This window comes from Zoogloea sp. (genome assembly GCF_044344315.1).
Lineage (GTDB): Bacteria > Pseudomonadota > Gammaproteobacteria > Burkholderiales > Rhodocyclaceae > Zoogloea.
Genome location: NZ_JBIJDC010000003.1, coordinates 1 through 16,621, shown reverse-complemented (window position 1 = coordinate 16,621; position 16,621 = coordinate 1). Strand labels below are relative to the sequence as shown.

Here is a 16,621-nt window from a genome sequence, read left to right as displayed (position 1 = left end):
GGCGACGGAATAAAGGTTAGGAACTATGTGCGGCATTGCCGGACTTTTCGATACACGAGCGAAACAGACGTTCCCGCGCGAGCTCATGCAGCGCATGAACGACATCCAGCTTCACCGGGGCCCGGACGAGAGCGGCTACCACTTTGAGCCGGGTGTTGCCTTGGCGCACCGCCGCCTTTCGATCATCGACATCTCCAGCGGGCAGCAGCCGTTATTCAACGAGGACGAGTCGGTGGTGGTAGTCTTCAACGGGGAGATCTACAACTTCCAGGAGTTGATCCCCGAGCTCACCGCTCTTGGTCACCGTTTCCACACCCGCAGCGACACCGAAGTGATCGTACATGCCTGGGAGTCGTGGGGCGAGGCATGCGTCCAGCGTTTCCGCGGCATGTTTGCCTTCGCCCTGTGGGACCGCAATCGCCAGACCTTCTTCATGGCGCGCGATCGGATGGGTGTCAAGCCCATGTATTACGCGATCCTGAACGACGGCACCCTGATGTTCGGATCGGAGCTCAAGGTGCTGATGCAGCATCCCGGCCTCGATCGCAGTATGGACCCCCTGGCGGTCGAAGAGTACTTTGCCCTCGGTTATGTGGCAGAGCCGCGAACCATCTTTGCGGGTGCCCGCAAGCTCGAGCCCGGCTTCTCCCTGAGCATTCGTCACGGCCAGCCTGTTCCCGAGCCCAAGCCTTATTGGGACGTGCGCTTCACCCTGGACAACAAGATGTCCCTGGCGGACGCCCAGGCCGAGATGGTCGAGCGTCTGCGCGAGTCGGTGCGCCTGCGCATGGTGGCCGAAGTCCCCCTGGGGGCTTTCCTGTCGGGTGGCGTGGACTCCAGCGCTGTGGTGGCTACCATGGCCGGTCTGTCGGATGAGCCGGTGAACACCTGCTCCATCGCCTTTGACGATCCGGCCTTCAACGAATCGGCCTTTGCCCAGATGGTGGCCGACCGCTACAAGACCAATCACCGGGTCGAGATGGTCCAGTCCGATGACTTCGACCTTATCGATACTCTGGCAGCCCTTTACGACGAGCCCTATGCCGACAGCTCTGCCATCCCGACCTACCGGGTCTGTCAGCTGGCCCGCAAGCACGTCACGGTGGCCCTGTCTGGTGATGGTGGCGACGAGAACATGGGGGGTTACCGCCGCTATCGCTTCCACATGATGGAAGAGAAGATGCGCAGCGGTCTTCCCCATGCCGTGCGCAAGCCAGTCTTTGGCCTGCTCGGCCATCTTTATCCGAAGGCCGATTGGGCGCCGCGCGTGTTCCGTGCCAAGACGACCTTCCAGGCGTTGGCCCGCGATTCGGTGCAGGCCTACTTCCATTCTGTCTCCATCCTGCGGGACGACATGCGACGTCAGCTCTTTTCGCCCTCGTTCCGCAAGCAGTTGGGGGGGTACAACGCCCTGGAAGTCTTCCGGCGCCATGCCGCCAATGCGGGTACCGACGACGCCCTGGCGCTTGTCCAGTATCTGGATATCAAGACCTACCTGGTGGGCGACATCAATACCAAGGTCGACCGGGCCAGCATGGCCCATTCCCTCGAGGTGCGTGAGCCCCTGATGGATCACCCCCTTGTCGAATGGCTCGCCAGCCTGCCCACCCATCTCAAGATCAAGGGGCAGGAAGGCAAGTACATTTTCAAGAAGGCCATGGAGCCGATGCTCCCGAACGACGTGCTCTATCGTCCCAAGATGGGTTTTGCCGTACCCCTGGCCCGCTGGTTCCGCGGGCCACTCAAGGAGCGGGTGCAGAAGGCGTTGTTTGGCGACGTGCTTCGTGAAACTGGGCTTTTCAACGAAAAATACCTGCGTCACGTCGTCGAGGCCCACCAGTCCGGTGCCCGCGATTACAGCTCCACGATCTGGACCATCCTGATGTTTGAAGCCTTTGTCCGCAACAGCATGAAGAACGCCATGCCCGTCCTTGGCGGGAGGGCGGCATGACCCGCGTCCTCCATATTCTCGACCACTCCCTGCCGCTGCATAGCGGGTATACCTTTCGCACTGCATCCATCCTCAAACAGCAGCGCTTACGCGGTTGGGAGACCTTTCACCTGACCACGCCCAAGCAGGGGCCCAGCAATGGCGGGTCGGATCAGGCCGAGGGCTGGGAGTTTCACCGAACGCCCAATCGTGGTGACGAAGGCCTGATCAGTCAGATGCGTCTGACAGCCAAGCGTCTCGACGAGCTTGTACGCGAGCTTCGTCCTGACGTGCTGCATGCCCATTCCCCCGTGCTCAATGCGCTGCCGGCCCTTCGCGTGGGCAAGCAGCACCGCATTCCCGTGGTCTATGAGGTGCGGGCCTTCTGGGAGGACGCTGCAGTCGACCATGGCACCACCACCGAAGGTAGCGTGCGTTATCGCGTGACCCGTGCCATGGAAACCTACGCCCTGCGGCGCGCCGATCAGGTCACCACGATTTGCGAGGGCCTGCGCAAGGACATCGCCGAGCGTGGCATCTCCATGGACAAGATCACGGTGATTCCCAATGCCGTTGACGTGGACTCTTTCCAGTTGCGTGGTGACGCGGATCCGGTGCTGCGCAAGCGTCTCGGCCTTGAAGGCAAGACGGTGGTGGGGTTTGTCGGCTCGTTTTACGGGTACGAGGGCCTGGACCTTCTGGTCGGCGCGTCAGCGCACCTGCTCAAGCAACGCTCCGACCTGCGGGTTCTGCTGGTGGGCGGCGGCCCCCAGGAGGCCAATCTCAAGGCGCAGGTCGCAGCGCTCGGCATCGCCGACAAGGTGGTGTTTACGGGGCGTGTGCCCCATGCCGAAGTGCAGAACTACTACGACCTGATCGATGTGCTGGCCTACCCGCGTATTCCCATCCGCCTGACTGAACTGGTAACGCCCCTCAAGCCCCTCGAGGCCATGGCCCAGGGGCGCATGTTCGTGGCGTCCGATGTGGGGGGGCACAAGGAACTCGTGCGTCACGGGGAGACCGGTTTCCTGTTCCGGGCCGGCGACGAGCAGGCCCTGGCCGCTGCCATTGGCGAGGTGCTCGACAAGCGCGAACTGTGGCCGCGGATCAGAACTCAGGCGCGCTACTTCGTAGAGGTTGAACGCACCTGGAAGGGTAGCGTCGAGCGCTACCAGGACGTTTACGGTCGTGCCCTGGCCGCTTACGGCCGCTCGCTGTCCCGCTGAAGGAGCTGGCCACCACCGCGTGGCCAGAATCCTGTCGTCTGCTCCCGCCGCGCCATTCGTGTGGCCTCCGGAGAAGTCATACCCCACATGAACATACTATTCATTTGCCATCGTTTCCCCTACCCGCCGGTCGGCGGGGCCAAGGTTCGTGCCTTTCACATGATCCGCCACCTGTCGGAACAGGGGCACAAGGTGACCGTGTGTTCCCTGGCGCGGTCCCAGGACGAAGTGGAGGAGGGCAGGGGGATCGCGCCTTTCTGTGCTGGTTTCGAAATGGCCACCGTGAAGGCGCCGGTCCAGGTGCTGCGGATGGTGGTCAGCCTGCCCACGTTGGGTTCAGCGTCGGAGGCCTACTTCTATTCCCCGGAACTGCAGCGGCGTATCAACGGCTTGCTGAAGGATCGCCAGTGGGATCTGATCATCGTGCATTGCTCGTCGGTGGCCCGCTACGTTGAGGACGTGACCCATATCCCCAAGCTGCTCGATTACTGCGACATGGATTCCCAGAAGTGGCTGGAGTACGTGCGCTACAAACGCTTTCCGGTGTCGGCGGGCTATTGGCTGGAGGGGCAGAAGATCCTGTCGGCCGAGAAGCGCATCGCCCGCAAGTTTGATCTGGGGGCGGTGGCCACCGTGGCGGAGCAGCAGACCCTCGACAGTTTTGGAACCGGGGTGCTTTCCGACTGGTTTCCGAACGGTGTGGATACGGAGTTCTTCTCACCCTCGGCCGAGCCCTACGAGGAAAGCACCATCAGTTTCATCGGCCGCATGGATTACTACCCGAACGAAGAGTGCATGACCACCTTCTGTCAGGACACCCTGCCGCTCTTGCGGGCGGTCCGGCCTGATATTCACCTGATCATTGTCGGGGCCGAGCCCTCTCCCGGTGTGCGCAAGCTGGCTGAGCTGCCCGGGGTGACGGTGACCGGTTCCGTGCCGGATGTGCGCCCCTATGTGTGGCGCTCGGCGCTGACCATCGCCCCGCTCAATATCGCCCGGGGCACCCAGAACAAGATTCTCGAGGCCATGGCCATGGGAGTTCCGGTGGTCACCAGCTCCATCGCAGCCGGTGGCGTGGATGCCCAGGACGAGGCGCATTTTCTGGTGGCTGATACGCCTGCCGATTACGCCCGCGCCATCATGCGCATTCTCTCCAACCCGGTCGAACGGCAGCGTTTGAGCCTTGCCGGGCGCGAAAGAATGCTCACCCACCACACCTGGCTGCGGGCCATGGGGCGTCTTGATGGTGTCATTGAGCGATGCATCACACGCTTTGGCAAACGGCAGGGCTAAACTCGCGGGCGGTCGATGCAGCGGGTGCCCAGAGGTGCGCCGTGACCGGCCTTTGTCGCACTCAATGAAAGACCGCAATGGATGGTGATCAGTATTCGGGCTTGCGCCTGACGATAGTCGGCCCGCTCCCTCCGCCTTCCGGGGGGATGGCCAACCAGTGCAAGCAACTGCTTGGATTGCTCGAAGGAGAGGGCGCGCAGGTTGAACTGGTGCGCACCAATGCGCCCTACAGCCCTGCCTTTGTAGGGCGTGTGCCCGTGCTGCGGGCATTTGCCCGTCTTGTACCGTATCTCTTTGCGCTCTGGCGGGCCAGTGGCCGGAGTGACGTGATGCATGTGCTGGCCAACTCGGGGTGGTCCTGGCACCTCTTTTCGGCGCCGGCGATCTGGATTGCGCGTCTCCGCGGCACGCCGGTGATCGTCAATTATCGGGGGGGTGAGGCCGAGCCCTTTTTTGCTGCCGCGCCGCGCTTTGTTCATCGCACCCTGGGCAGTGCCAGCGGGCTGGTGGTGCCATCGGCCTTTCTCGAAGGCGTGTTCCGGCGTTTCGGGTTTGATTCCCGGATCGTTCCCAACATCATCAACCTGCAGCGTTTTGCCGTGCCGCGTTCGGTCGGAAAAGCGAATGCGCCCCATGTGGTGGTGACCCGCAACCTGGAGCCCATCTACGACATCCCTACCGTCCTTTCCGCCTTCGCCCGGGTGCTGAAGCGGATTCCCGCGGCGACCCTGACGGTGGCCGGCAGTGGTCCGGAACGTCAGAACCTGGAGAACATGGCCAGGGACTTGGGGATTGCCGGTGCCGTGACCTTCGCGGGTCGCATCGACAATGAAAAGATACCCGCCCTCTACGCCTCGGCCGACCTGATGCTCAATCCGAGCACCGTCGACAACATGCCGATCTCCATACTCGAAGCCTTTGCCAGTGGGGTGCCGGTGGTGTCCACCGATGTGGGCGGGGTGCCCTTCATTGCCGAGCATGAGCGCACCGCATTGCTCATTCCGGCGCGGGCGCCCGAGCGCATGGCCGAGGCGATGATCGAACTGCTTCTCGACCAGGACAAGGCGCAGCGGCTGTCCGCCGCCGCCAGCGAGGAAGTCAAACAGTACGCATGGCCGGTTATCCGCGAGAAATGGCTCTCGGCTTACCGTGCGGCCATGCCTGCCAAGGATTAGTCAAAATGGGCCTGTATACGCGACTCTGCTCGGGGGTGATCTTTCCGCTCCACGAGAAACTGAAATCCCATAACTCGGTTGAGCGTCTCCATGAGCTGGAGAAGAGCCAGTACCTGCCGCGGGAGGAGATTCTGGCCTTGCAGGCCGAGCGCCTGCGCAGCTTCCTGGTCGACATCGGAACCCACGTACCGTATTTCCGGGACTTGTTCCGTCAGTTGAACTTTGATCCGCGCCAGTGCCGCGGTGTGGAAGACCTGCAGCGCCTGCCCTTCATGACCAAGCCGGTGATCCGCGAGCAGGCGGATGCGCTGCGCGCCGACAACGCGGTGGCGCTGATGCGTTACAACACCGGCGGTTCGAGTGGCGAGCCCCTGATCTTCTACATCGGCAAGGAGCGCAAAAGTCACGACATTGCCGCCAAGTGGCGTGCCACCCGCTGGTGGGACGTGGATATCGGTGATCCGGAAGTCGTGTTGTGGGGCTCACCCATTGAGCTGGGCGCCCAGGACAGGGTCAAGGCAGTGCGGGATCGCCTGCTACGCACCTGGTTGCTGCCGGCCTTCGAGATGTCCGATGACAAGGTCCGCGAGATGCTCGCGACCATTCGCTCCCTGCGCCCGCGCATGCTGTTCGGCTATCCCTCAGCCTTTGCCCATATTGCCGAAAAGGCGCGTTCGTGGGGCATCCCCATGAACGATCTGGGGATCAAGGTGGCTTTCGTGACTTCCGAGATGCTCTACGAGCATCAGAAGAAGTCCATTTCCGAGATCTTCGGCTGCCCGGTGGCCAACGGTTACGGCTCCCGCGACGCCGGTTTCATCGCGCACCAGTGTTCCCATGGCAGCCTCCATCTTTCGGCGGAGGACATCGTCGTCGAGACGATTGATCCCGAGGGCCGTCCGGTGGCGCCAGGGGAGGCCGGCGAGATCGTGGTGACTCACACGGCGACGCGAGGCTTCCCGTTCGTGCGCTATCGGACGGGTGACGTCGGCGTGCTTGGTACCCAGGAATGCAGCTGCGGAGTGAAGCTGCCGGTGCTGAGCGAGGTCCAGGGGCGTACCACCGACTTCGTGGTGGCGGCCGATGGTACGGTCATCCATGCCCTCGCCCTCATCTACACCGTGCGCGACCTGCCGGGGGTGCAACGCTTCAAAATCATCCAGCACAGCCTCGATCGCACGGAAGTGATGGTGGTCGTCGATTCCCGCTTCGGTGATGGCGAGCGCCTACGCATCCGTCGTGATTTTGCGGCCAGACTGGGTGAGTCGGTACAGGTTGAAATTAACGAAGTGCCTGAAATCCCGCGTGAAAAGTCTGGCAAGAACCGGTATGTTGTGAGCCACGTCAAGCGCTGATAGTGCTGCGGTCGGAGGTCTGGAGGCTTGGCGGGATGCTGCCTGGCCAGGTCCCCGAGGCCGTAATCTGACCGCGTCACCTTTCAATTTTCCGGCTCACTCAGGGCAACTCACATTTCGTGTCAAACAGGCAGCGGCTCAGCCGTGGGCCTAGAGGATCAGATGGCTTCAATGAAAAAGGGATTGTCAGTTGCGCTTGAGGGGATGGGTTCCTTGCTGGGGGGGAACAGCAAGCGGTTGACGGTGCTGATTTTCCATCGCGTGCTTCCCGAGGTAGATCCCCTGTCGCCCGACGAGATGCATGCTTCCCGTTTTGATGCGCTGGTCGGCACCCTTGTTCATTTCTTCAACGTGCTGCCAATGGACGAAGCACTGTCCCGGCTGCGCGCTGGTACCTTGCCTACGCGATCGGTGGCCATCACCTTCGACGACGGTTATGCGGATAACTACACCATTGCCTGTCCCATCCTGATCAAGCATGGTGTCAAGGCGACTTTTTTCGTTGCCAGCGGATTCCTCGACGGTGGGATCATGTGGAACGATGTTGCTCGGGAAGCGCTCCGCAGTTTCCGTGGTGACCGCCTCGATTTGAGCTGGCTCGATCTCGGAGTCTGCTCCGTTGCTACGGAAGCCGAGCGCCACAGACTCACCGAGACACTATTGCCCAAGCTCAAGTACCTGACCCCCGAAGGACGGCGGACGGCCCTCACCCGGTTGATAGGGGATACCGGGGCCAGAATTCCCGACGATCTGATGCTGACGACAGCGCAGCTCCAAGGACTGCAGGCGGCGGGCATGGAGATCGGCGGACACACGATGGATCACCCTATTCTGGCCGTCTTGTCGGAGGCCGAGGCCCGGCAGCAGATGGCCGATAACCGGACCCATCTGACTCGCTTGTTGGGCAGGGCGCCTCGTTATTTTGCCTATCCCAACGGACGTCCTGAGCAGGACTATCTTGCAGTGCATGCCCGGATTGCCCGCGAGCTTGGTTATGAGGCCGCGTTTACGACCTCATACGGTTCTGCCGGGCCCGAATCCGGTTCATTCGAGTTGCCCCGATTTACTCCTTGGGACAAAGACGCACTGCGCTTCTCCTTGCGTCTCGGGCACAATTTTTTCAGGAGCCATTCCCGGCGCCTTCTTAGCGATGAGGCTTTGGTGTGAGTGTCCACTTTTGCAGCGCATCCAAGCCGTCACTCTTGACGCATATGATCGATTCGGGGGACTCCAATGCGTGACTTGCTGATCGTCCTGTTGGTGCTGGGCGTTCTGCCTTCCGCGTTCCGCCACACCTACGTAGCTGTCAATCTGTGGACCTGGATCAGCGTGATGAATCCGCACAGGCTGACGTATGGTTTTGCGGGGGATTTTCCGTTTGCTGCCATAGCGGCGGTGGCAGCCTTGATGTCGTTGATCATTTCCAAAGATGATCTCAAGCTTCCAAAGGAGAAGGCAGTGATTCTCCTGGTGCTTTTTGTGCTTTGGATGTGCATCAGCAGTGCTGCAGCCTACTATCCCGGGGAGTCCTTTGTTCAGCTCAAGAAGGTCATAAAAATTCAACTAATGACCCTGATCGCTTTTGCTGCAATAAAAGAGCGACGGCATATCGAGTTGTTCATTTGGGTTAACGTGGTTTCACTCGGCTTCTATGGTTGGAAGGGCGGCTTCTTCACGATTTCTACGGGGGGGAATGCGCGCGTATGGGGGCCTCCGGGTGGATTAATCGAGGGGAACAACGAGATTGCCGTGGCACTGATCATGGCGATTCCGCTGATGAATTACCTCCGTACAGTGGTTGAGCATATCTGGGTACGACGGGGTCTCGTTATGACGATGGTGCTGTCGGCCGCAGCAGCTCTCGGTACCCAGTCCAGAGGTGCATTGTTGGCACTCGTTGCCATGGGGGCGGTTTTGTGGATGCGATCCGAGCGTAAATTCGCCATGGGTATCATCGTTGTTCTGGCGGGCGTCGGGCTTGTTGCCTTCATGCCGTCCGCTTGGGAGCAGCGCATGTCCACCATCGCAGAATACGAGCAGGACGGGTCGGCGATGGGACGCATCAATGCATGGTGGTTTGCTTTCAATATGGCGAATCACCGCATTACGGGTGCCGGCTTTGAGGCCTACACCGGAGAACTGTTTGCCGCATTCGCTCCCGATCCACTCGATGTCCACGCTGCCCACAGCATCTATTTCCAGGTTCTTGGAGAGCACGGTTACATCGGACTACTTCTTTTCCTGGGGATTTGGGTGAGCACTCTCGGTCTCGCCGGTCGTCTGCGCTCGCAGACAAAAAACGACGAGGAACTCAAGTGGCTTTTCAATCTCGCGGGGATGTGCCAGGTGTCGTTGGTCGGTTACGCTGTGGGGGGAGCCTTCCTCAGTCTTGCGTACTTTGATCTGCCCTACAATATCGTGGTGATGGTTGTGGCAGGGCATGGCTGCCTGCTTGCTCATCGCCGTGCTGAGGCGCGAAAGGTGGTTATGCCCTCCACCAAGGAGTTCGAGCGGCTTTCATCGAACCGCCGGGTAAATCTTCCATCTTCCGGATAAGGCGTTGGGGGGCTTTGTTCTGATGGACGATGTGCAGAGGCGTGAGGGTATTTGAAGTTCTTTGAACAGTTCGACATTGTCGTGAAGTGCGTAGCCTATCGGCTGCTGAAACCTGGAACAACTAAACATGAAGATGCGCGAACTTTGGTTTTACATTGCCGCTGGCTGTGCTCTGGCCGGATCGGCATTGGCCCAGCAGGGCCTGCCACCGGAGTGCGGCAGTCTTCGGAGTTCTTTTGGCCCTTACGACTATCGAGCTTCCATTGGAACGAGTGAGCTTAATGTCGTTGAGTCGTTCCACTTTACGTCCAATGTGGAAAGCCTGCGCAAGGGCAATACGGGGCCGGTTGGTGGCGAATTGAGCTATACCCTCCGGGCCTTTCCGAATCACCACCGGGCCTTGTTATCCATGGTTCGGCTCGGATCAAATCTCAAAGTACCGAAGGCGCCCGGCGCGTCCCACAGCGTCCAGTGTTTCCTGATGCGTGCGGAGACGTTTCAGCCAGGGGATGCGATGGTGAAGGTGATCTTTGGTCATTATCTCCTCAAGCAGGGGCAAAGGGCCCTGGCCCTGGAGAAACTTGCCGAGGCTGATGTGAGTGAAAGTAAGAACGCCAACGCCGCTTACAATCTGGGTCTTGCCTATTATGACGCCGGCGAATTCGGCAAAGCGCTGGAAAATGCGCATACGGCCTATCGGTTGGGCTTTCCGCTGCCCGGGCTGCGGGACAAGCTCAAGCGTGCTGGAAAATGGCGTGATGCGCCCTCGGTAGTGGTTGTCGATAAGAGCAATCCAGAGGAGTCGGCAACGACGCCGATTGCGGCTCCGTCGGCTTCGCCGCCCGCCGTGGTTGACAAGGAAGATTAAGGCTGGGAGATTCGGCGGCGTCGTGCCCCAGGGCGCTCTACTGGGCGCGCGCCTGTACAATCCTGAGGTTTTGGATTAGCATGCTCGACAAGGTTTATGTACCAAACGGCGACGAAAGTCGCCGTTTCGCCTTTATGGCCGTTGGCGTGTTCAGGCGCCGTGGTCATGGGGGCAGTCAACGAAACTAGGTTCTACCATGTCTCATTTGATGAACACCTACGGGCGGCTTCCAGTGGCCTTTAGTCACGGCGAAGGCTCTTGGCTGTTTGATCTGGCGGGTAAGCGTTATCTCGACGCGCTCTCCGGCATTGCGGTGACTACGCTTGGTCATAATCATCCAAAACTCGTGAAGGCGGTCTCCGAGCAGGCTGCCCGCGTCATCCATACGTCGAATCTTTACGGCATTCCACTGCAGGAGGCACTCGCTGACAGGCTGGCCGAACTGGCGAGCATGGACGAGGTGTTTTTCTGTAACTCAGGTGCCGAGGCAAATGAAGCAGCCATCAAGCTTGCCCGTCTATACGGGCATGGCCGTGGTATTGCTGAGCCAGCGATCGTCGTCATGGAGCAGTCGTTTCACGGACGTACCCTGGCGACGCTCTCGGCAACGGGCAACAAGAAGGTTCAGGTGGGTTTCGAGCCCCTTGTGAGTGGCTTCGTGCGTGTTCCCTTCGATGATCTCGCCGCTCTGCAGGCCGCGGTCACCGGTCGGAATGATATCGTCGCCATCCTGGTTGAGCCCGTACAGGGGGAAGGTGGCATTCGTGTCGCCCATCAGGCTTATCTGCAGGCCTTGCGTTCCTTGTGCGATGAGCGGCAGTGGCTCTTGATGTTCGATGAGGTCCAGTGCGGTATCGGGCGTACCGGAAAATGGTTCGGGCATCAGAATGCAGGGATCAAGCCCGATGTGATGACCCTCGCAAAAGGCCTCGGGTCCGGGGTGCCGATCGGTGCATGTCTGGCCGCAGGCCGTGCAACGAGCACCTTCAAGCCGGGAAATCACGGTTCCACCTTCGGTGGCAACCCGCTGGCCTGTGCCGCAGCCTTGGCTACCCTCGCTGTTGTTGAGGAAGAGGGTTTGTTGTCCAATGCTCTTGTTGTCGGTGATCTTATTCGCAGTACGCTTGCCAAGGCGCTCGAGGGGGTGAGCGGTGTGGTGGATATCCGTGGGGCTGGCCTGATGATCGGTGTCGAGCTCGACCGCTCCTGCGGTGCGCTGGTCACCCAGGCTCTGGAAGCAGGATTTCTGATCAATGTGACCGCGGACAAGGTTGTCCGCCTTCTGCCGCCGCTGAATTTCAGCACTGCAGATGCGGCGACGCTGGTAGAGGGGCTGGCTGCGCTGATCAGGGAATTTCTCGCAGCACAATAACCAAGAACGAGTGCCATGAACGCACCGAGACACTACTTACAGTTCAAAGACTTTTCTCGCGCCGAGTACGACTATCTTTTTTCCCGCACCCGCTGGATCAAGGACCGGTTCAAGCGCTACGAGCCCCATCACCCCCTGTTCGATCGAACGCTGGTGATGATCTTCGAGAAGGCAAGCACGCGAACGCGGCTGTCGTTCGAGGCTGGCATGCAGCAACTCGGTGGCTCGGCAATCTATCTCAACACCCGTGACTCCCAACTTGGACGCGGCGAACCGGTGGAGGATGCGGCCCAGGTGATCTCCCGGATGAGCGACATCGTCATGATTCGCACCTTCGAGCAGTCGATCATAGAGCGCTTTGCAGAATATTCCCGGGTGCCCGTGATCAACGGACTGACCAACGAATATCACCCGTGCCAGATTCTCGCTGACATCTTCACCTTCATCGAGCATCGGGGCCCCATTCAGGGCAAGACGGTGGCTTGGGTTGGGGACTCCAATAATGTGTGCAACACATGGCTGCAGGCGGCCGAGGTGCTCGACTTCCAGGTGCGAGTTTCGACACCGCCGGGTTACGAGGTCGAGCCGGAGCGAGCCGGGTTGTATGGCACCGGGAATTTCGTTCAGCTTGACGACCCCATGGAGGCGTGTCGCGGGGCCGACCTGGTGACCACTGACGTCTGGACCAGCATGGGTTTCGAGGCCGAGAACGAAGAGCGGATGCGGGACTTTGCCGATTGGCAGGTGGATGAGGACATGATGAAGGTGGCCAATCCTGGTGCCGTTTTCATGCACTGCCTGCCTGCTCATCGGGGCGAAGAGGTCTCGGCTGAAGTCATCGACGGCCCCCAGTCGGTCGTTTGGGATGAGGCGGAGAACCGTTTGCATGCACAAAAGGCGCTGATGGAGTTTCTTCTCATCGGCAAGACCGACGGCGACTGCGTCTGACGCAGTCTATTGATTTAAGAATCATTTACTCATTTTCGGAAAGCGGGACATGAGCGACGTAAAGAAGGCGGTGCTCGCCTATTCGGGCGGACTGGACACCTCGGTGATCCTCAAGTGGTTGCAGGACACCTATCAGTGCGAAGTTGTCACCTTCACGGCCGACCTAGGCCAGGGCGAAGAGCTGGAGCCGGCCCGGGCCAAGGCGTTGCAGTTTGGCATCAAGCCGGAGAACATCTTCATTGACGATCTCCGCGAAGAGTTCGTTCGCGATTTCGTGTTCCCGATGTTCCGCTGCAACACCGTGTATGAGGGTGAGTACTTGCTCGGTACGTCCATCGCCCGACCGCTTATTGCCAAGCGCCAGATCGACATTGCTCGCCAGACGGGGGCTGATGCCGTGTCCCACGGTGCGACCGGCAAGGGTAACGACCAGGTTCGCTTCGAGCTCGGCTACTATGCCCTGATGCCGGGCGTGAAGGTCATTGCCCCGTGGCGCGAGTGGGATCTGCTGTCCCGCGAGAAGCTGCTGGCCTATGCCGAGAAGAATGGCATTCCCATCGAGATGAAGCACAAGCAGGGTGGCTCTCCGTATTCCATGGATGCCAACCTCCTGCACATCTCTTTCGAGGGTCGTCACCTGGAAGATCCGGCTGCTGAGGCCGAAGAGTCCATGTGGCGCTGGACGGTGTCTCCCGAGGCCGCGCCGGATGCTGCCGAGTACCTGGATCTGGAGTTCGAGAAGGGTGATCTGGTCTCGATCAACGGCACCCGCATGAAGCCGCATGAGCTGCTGGCCAAGCTCAACGAACTCGGGGGCAAGCACGGTATCGGGCGCCTCGATCTGGTTGAGAACCGCTATGTGGGTATGAAGTCGCGCGGCTGTTATGAAACGCCGGGCGGCACCATCCTCCTGCGTGCCCACCGTGCCATCGAATCCATCACCCTGGACCGTGAAGTCGCCCACCTCAAGGACGACCTGATGCCCCGTTACGCCAGCATGATCTACACCGGCTACTGGTGGTCGCCCGAGCGCCGGGCCCTGCAGGCATTGATCGACCAGACCCAGCAGACCGTGAATGGCTGGGTGCGTGTCAAGCTGTACAAGGGAAATGTGATTGTCGTGGCCCGGGACTCGAAGACCGACTCCCTGTTTGACCCGACCATCGCCACCTTCGAGGACGACCAGGGTGCGTACAACCAGAAGGACGCCCACGGTTTTATCCGCCTCAACGCCCTGCGCATGCGGATTGCTGCAAACGCCCGCAACAAGCGGAGCTGACAGACCGGCATGGATCCCACCGCGCCCCTCTTTTTTGGGCTCACTGTCGCAGAATTCGAGGAGATTTCCCTCCAGGTCTGCGTCGGTGGCCTGATCATCTATATGGTCTTCATCATCGGACAGCTCGCCTGGGAGTCCAAGGCGGGCAAGTATGGTGCGATCTGGATGTTCGTAGGGCTCGGTGTCGGCTTTATCGGTTTTATGGCGAAGGGCATCATCCAGCGTATGCTGGGCATCGAATGAATTTAGGAAGTGATCTGAACATGACTCAGGAAATTCAGTTTGACGGCGTGTCCGTCGTCAAGAAAGCCAACGTTTATTTCGACGGTAAGTGCGTCAGCCACACGGTCATTCTGGCGGATGGTGTGCGCAAGTCCGTGGGCGTCATTCTCCCCTCCACCCTGACCTTCAACACGGGTGTTCCCGAGATCATGGAAGGCGTGGCTGGCAACTGCCGCGTTCGCCTGAAGGGCGAATCCGAGTGGAAGAGCTATGGTGCGGGCGAGTCCTTCACTGTGCCGGGCGACTCCAGCTTCGATATCGAAGTGAGCGGCGACGCCTATCACTACGTCTGCCATTTCGCCTGATCGGGAGACAGCCATGCCGTCATTCGACATTACGTCCGAAGTCGATATGGTTGCATTGCGCAACGCTGTTGAAGGGGCGAACCGCAAGATCACCGGGCGTTACGACTTCAAGGGGAGTGATGCCCGGGTTGAGCAGGCTGAGAAGTTGCTGACGCTGCATGCGGACAGTGATTTCCAGCTCGAGCAGATGCTGGCGATCCTGCTGCCCGAAATGACCGCCAAGAAGATCGATGTGCGCTGCCTGAAGCATGGCGACGTACAAAAGGTGAGTGGCAACAAGGTGAAGCAGGAACTCACCGTTCGGGTCGGGATCGAACAGGAGCAATCCAAGAGGATCGTCAAGCTCATCAAGGACAGCAAACTCAAGGTTCAGGCGTCCATCCAGGGTGAGGCGGTGCGGGTTTCCGGTGCCAAGCGGGATCTTCTTCAGGAGTGCATTGCGTTGGTACGCAAGGACATCACTGACTTTCCGCTGCAGTACGGCAATTTCAGGGACTGAAAAATGAACATCTCGTCGGTTGCATCCACTTCCCAGGTTCAAACCCAGGATGCCGTTTCTGTTGCGATGCTACGCAAGTCGCTTGATCAGCAGCAGGCTGCGGCGGCACAGATGATTGCATCCCTGCCGCAACCCGCCTCCTTGCCTGACCCTGCGGCGACGATGGGTCGGTCTGTCGATACCTACGCCTGAACGGGTTCGTGTTGACTTTGTCTGCTGAAGCGCCGGCCTGAAAAGGCTGGCGCTTTCTCTTTCCGGTATCAGGTGCGCGAGAGCCCCTGTATCCATTTTGTGTACAGCAATTCGGCATGTCGGCTTAGGGCGGAGAGCCGCCGATCGATGTCGATCCCCATCTCTGCGGGTGTCTGGACTGAATCGGCAGGGTTTGCATCCCTGATTTCTTCGGCTCCGCTCTCGCACCAGGTTTGAATCATCTCGCGCTTCATTTCCACGTGGCACTGCATTCCCAAGTGCTTGCCCAGCACGAAGGCCTGGTTGGCGCACGCTGCACTTTCCAGGATCCGCGTAGCGCCGTCCGGAATCGAGAACGTCTCCCCGTGCCAGTGGAAGCTTTCAAACTCCAGGGTGTTCCCCAGCCATTCCCTGGCCAGCGGCGAGTCGATGACCCTGACGGGGGCCCAGCCGATTTCCTTGACCGGGTTACTGCTCACTATCCCCCCGAGGGCGCGGCTCATCAGTTGTCCGCCCAGGCAGTGACCAATGACCGGCTTATCAGCCGCCATCATCTGTCGGATCAGGGTGAGCAGGGGAGGAATCCACGCCAGCTTGTCGTTGACGCTCATCGGCCCACCCATCAGGCACAGCCCCGAAAATTCATCCGGGGAGGCCGGGACAGAATCTCCCGCGTCGATGCGGATCAGGTTCCACGGCAGGGCGTGCTGTCCGAGGAATGTGGCAAAATGTCCCGGACCTTCTGTCGGGCTATGGCGAATGACTGCAATCGGTTTCATGTCGGGTTTCCGTTTTTTTCGCTGCTTTCAGTTTATCGGTCTGATCCTGGCTTGTGGGGTCAATCCCGCATTGGCCACCGAGGTCGCCCTTGCCGGCGTCTTCCCCGGAAAAGCGCTCCTTGTCATCAACAACGGCGCGCCGCGCAGTGCCGGAGTGGGAAGCACGACGGCAGAGGGTGTCCGCGTTATTGCAGTTGACGGACAGGGTGCAACTCTCGAGTTCGATGGCCGGCGTCACAGGCTGGTGGTCGGCGAGCACGCGGTCAGCGTTGCAACGCCCGCGGGCGCCGGAAGTCCATCCATCGTTATTCATGGGGACAGCCGCGGGCACTTTAACGTGGTGGGGGCAGTCAACGGCGTCGAAGTGCGTTTTCTGGTCGATACAGGTGCCACCTCGGTAGCCTTGGGAAGGTCAGACGCATTGCGGGCGGGAATCGAGTTCACCAAGGGCGATCCGCTAACAGGCCGATGCAAAACTCCGAGAAGCCCCGCCAGCCGGGTCTCTCGCTATTTGATTTCTCATGACTTCATTCCCGGAATTGGCTTCCCAATCCCGTTTTGA

General features: G+C 60.0%; 17 protein-coding genes. 16 read left to right on the top strand and 1 reads right to left on the bottom strand.

Annotation, left to right across the window (positions count from 1 at the left end):
- Nucleotides 1-25 precede the first annotated feature (25 nt).
- The 15 genes from ACIQ09_RS01175 to ACIQ09_RS01105 all read left to right on the top strand — a co-directional run bounded on the left by ACIQ09_RS01175 (nt 26) and on the right by ACIQ09_RS01105 (nt 15,280).
- Entirely contained in the window at nt 26-1,951 is a 1,926-nt protein-coding gene (locus tag ACIQ09_RS01175; protein WP_398304854.1) for an XrtA/PEP-CTERM system amidotransferase, read from the top strand.
- Entirely contained in the window at nt 1,948-3,156 is a 1,209-nt protein-coding gene (locus ACIQ09_RS01170) for a TIGR04063 family PEP-CTERM/XrtA system glycosyltransferase (protein WP_398304851.1), read from the top strand. The genes ACIQ09_RS01175 and ACIQ09_RS01170 overlap by 4 nt, the downstream gene beginning before the upstream one ends.
- 87 nt (nt 3,157-3,243) lie before the next feature.
- Nucleotides 3,244-4,449, top strand: a complete 1,206-nt coding sequence (locus ACIQ09_RS01165) for a TIGR03087 family PEP-CTERM/XrtA system glycosyltransferase (protein WP_398304848.1) — start codon at nt 3,244-3,246, stop codon at nt 4,447-4,449.
- Nucleotides 4,450-4,526: 77 nt separating this feature from the next.
- Nucleotides 4,527-5,624: a glycosyltransferase family 4 protein gene (locus ACIQ09_RS01160; RefSeq protein WP_398304845.1), complete on the top strand. Its 1,098-nt coding sequence runs from the start codon at nt 4,527-4,529 to the stop codon at nt 5,622-5,624.
- Nucleotides 5,625-5,629: 5 nt separating this feature from the next.
- Entirely contained in the window at nt 5,630-6,979 is a 1,350-nt protein-coding gene (locus ACIQ09_RS01155; RefSeq protein WP_398304842.1) for a phenylacetate--CoA ligase family protein, read from the top strand.
- Between the two features lie 171 nt (nt 6,980-7,150).
- On the top strand, nt 7,151-8,146 hold the full coding sequence (locus ACIQ09_RS01150) for a polysaccharide deacetylase family protein (protein WP_398304839.1): 996 nt from the start codon (nt 7,151-7,153) through the stop codon (nt 8,144-8,146).
- Between the two features lie 66 nt (nt 8,147-8,212).
- On the top strand, nt 8,213-9,535 hold the full coding sequence (locus ACIQ09_RS01145; protein WP_398304836.1) for a putative O-glycosylation ligase, exosortase A system-associated: 1,323 nt from the start codon (nt 8,213-8,215) through the stop codon (nt 9,533-9,535).
- A gap of 127 nt (nt 9,536-9,662) precedes the next feature.
- Nucleotides 9,663-10,403, top strand: a complete 741-nt coding sequence (locus ACIQ09_RS01140; protein ID WP_398304833.1) for a tetratricopeptide repeat protein — start codon at nt 9,663-9,665, stop codon at nt 10,401-10,403.
- Between the two features lie 196 nt (nt 10,404-10,599).
- The gene (locus ACIQ09_RS01135) at nt 10,600-11,775 is read left to right on the top strand and encodes an acetylornithine transaminase (protein WP_398304830.1); all 1,176 of its coding nucleotides are present in this window, start codon (nt 10,600-10,602) and stop codon (nt 11,773-11,775) included.
- 15 nt (nt 11,776-11,790) lie between these two features.
- On the top strand, nt 11,791-12,723 hold the full coding sequence (argF, locus tag ACIQ09_RS01130) for an ornithine carbamoyltransferase (protein ID WP_398304827.1): 933 nt from the start codon (nt 11,791-11,793) through the stop codon (nt 12,721-12,723).
- Nucleotides 12,724-12,772: 49 nt separating this feature from the next.
- Nucleotides 12,773-14,002, top strand: coding sequence for an argininosuccinate synthase (locus tag ACIQ09_RS01125; RefSeq protein ID WP_398304824.1), 1,230 nt, complete (start codon nt 12,773-12,775; stop codon nt 14,000-14,002).
- Between the two features lie 9 nt (nt 14,003-14,011).
- Nucleotides 14,012-14,245, top strand: coding sequence for a DUF2788 domain-containing protein (locus ACIQ09_RS01120; protein WP_398304821.1), 234 nt, complete (start codon nt 14,012-14,014; stop codon nt 14,243-14,245).
- 20 nt (nt 14,246-14,265) lie between these two features.
- The gene (locus tag ACIQ09_RS01115; protein ID WP_398304818.1) at nt 14,266-14,589 is read left to right on the top strand and encodes a pyrimidine/purine nucleoside phosphorylase; all 324 of its coding nucleotides are present in this window, start codon (nt 14,266-14,268) and stop codon (nt 14,587-14,589) included.
- A 13-nt stretch (nt 14,590-14,602) separates the two neighbouring features.
- Nucleotides 14,603-15,088, top strand: a complete 486-nt coding sequence (locus ACIQ09_RS01110; RefSeq protein WP_398304815.1) for a YajQ family cyclic di-GMP-binding protein — start codon at nt 14,603-14,605, stop codon at nt 15,086-15,088.
- Between the two features lie 3 nt (nt 15,089-15,091).
- Nucleotides 15,092-15,280 carry a putative motility protein gene (locus ACIQ09_RS01105; protein ID WP_398304812.1) on the top strand — a complete coding sequence of 63 codons (189 nt, stop codon included), beginning with the start codon at nt 15,092-15,094 and terminating at the stop codon, nt 15,278-15,280.
- A 68-nt stretch (nt 15,281-15,348) separates the two neighbouring features.
- On the opposite strand, the gene ACIQ09_RS01100 is transcribed toward ACIQ09_RS01105, so the two are convergent.
- Nucleotides 15,349-16,059 (bottom strand): type 1 glutamine amidotransferase, encoded by a 711-nt coding sequence (locus ACIQ09_RS01100; protein WP_398304809.1) that lies wholly within the window; start codon nt 16,057-16,059, stop codon nt 15,349-15,351.
- On the opposite strand from ACIQ09_RS01100, the gene ACIQ09_RS01095 reads away from it, so the two are divergent.
- Entirely contained in the window at nt 16,040-16,621 is a 582-nt protein-coding gene (locus ACIQ09_RS01095) for a TIGR02281 family clan AA aspartic protease (RefSeq protein ID WP_398304806.1), read from the top strand. The two genes, ACIQ09_RS01100 and ACIQ09_RS01095, sit on opposite strands and share 20 nt — an antisense overlap.

Bases quoted from the DNA above. Each gene is read 5' to 3' on its own strand.
- ACIQ09_RS01155 (WP_398304842.1), top strand. From the start codon at position 5,630: ATGGGCCTGTATACGCGACTCTGCTCGGGGGTGATCTTTCCGCTCCAC.
- ACIQ09_RS01170 (WP_398304851.1), top strand. From the start codon at position 1,948: ATGACCCGCGTCCTCCATATTCTCGACCACTCCCTGCCGCTGCATAGC.
- ACIQ09_RS01115 (WP_398304818.1), top strand. From the start codon at position 14,266: ATGACTCAGGAAATTCAGTTTGACGGCGTGTCCGTCGTCAAGAAAGCC.
- ACIQ09_RS01100 (WP_398304809.1), bottom strand. From the start codon at position 16,059: ATGAAACCGATTGCAGTCATTCGCCATAGCCCGACAGAAGGTCCGGGA.
- ACIQ09_RS01150 (WP_398304839.1), top strand. From the start codon at position 7,151: ATGAAAAAGGGATTGTCAGTTGCGCTTGAGGGGATGGGTTCCTTGCTG.
- ACIQ09_RS01175 (WP_398304854.1), top strand. From the start codon at position 26: ATGTGCGGCATTGCCGGACTTTTCGATACACGAGCGAAACAGACGTTC.
- ACIQ09_RS01095 (WP_398304806.1), top strand. From the start codon at position 16,040: ATGACTGCAATCGGTTTCATGTCGGGTTTCCGTTTTTTTCGCTGCTTT.
- ACIQ09_RS01110 (WP_398304815.1), top strand. From the start codon at position 14,603: ATGCCGTCATTCGACATTACGTCCGAAGTCGATATGGTTGCATTGCGC.
- ACIQ09_RS01120 (WP_398304821.1), top strand. From the start codon at position 14,012: ATGGATCCCACCGCGCCCCTCTTTTTTGGGCTCACTGTCGCAGAATTC.
- argF (WP_398304827.1), top strand. From the start codon at position 11,791: ATGAACGCACCGAGACACTACTTACAGTTCAAAGACTTTTCTCGCGCC.
- ACIQ09_RS01125 (WP_398304824.1), top strand. From the start codon at position 12,773: ATGAGCGACGTAAAGAAGGCGGTGCTCGCCTATTCGGGCGGACTGGAC.
- ACIQ09_RS01140 (WP_398304833.1), top strand. From the start codon at position 9,663: ATGAAGATGCGCGAACTTTGGTTTTACATTGCCGCTGGCTGTGCTCTG.
- ACIQ09_RS01135 (WP_398304830.1), top strand. From the start codon at position 10,600: ATGTCTCATTTGATGAACACCTACGGGCGGCTTCCAGTGGCCTTTAGT.
- ACIQ09_RS01165 (WP_398304848.1), top strand. From the start codon at position 3,244: ATGAACATACTATTCATTTGCCATCGTTTCCCCTACCCGCCGGTCGGC.
- ACIQ09_RS01145 (WP_398304836.1), top strand. From the start codon at position 8,213: ATGCGTGACTTGCTGATCGTCCTGTTGGTGCTGGGCGTTCTGCCTTCC.
- ACIQ09_RS01160 (WP_398304845.1), top strand. From the start codon at position 4,527: ATGGATGGTGATCAGTATTCGGGCTTGCGCCTGACGATAGTCGGCCCG.
- ACIQ09_RS01105 (WP_398304812.1), top strand. From the start codon at position 15,092: ATGAACATCTCGTCGGTTGCATCCACTTCCCAGGTTCAAACCCAGGAT.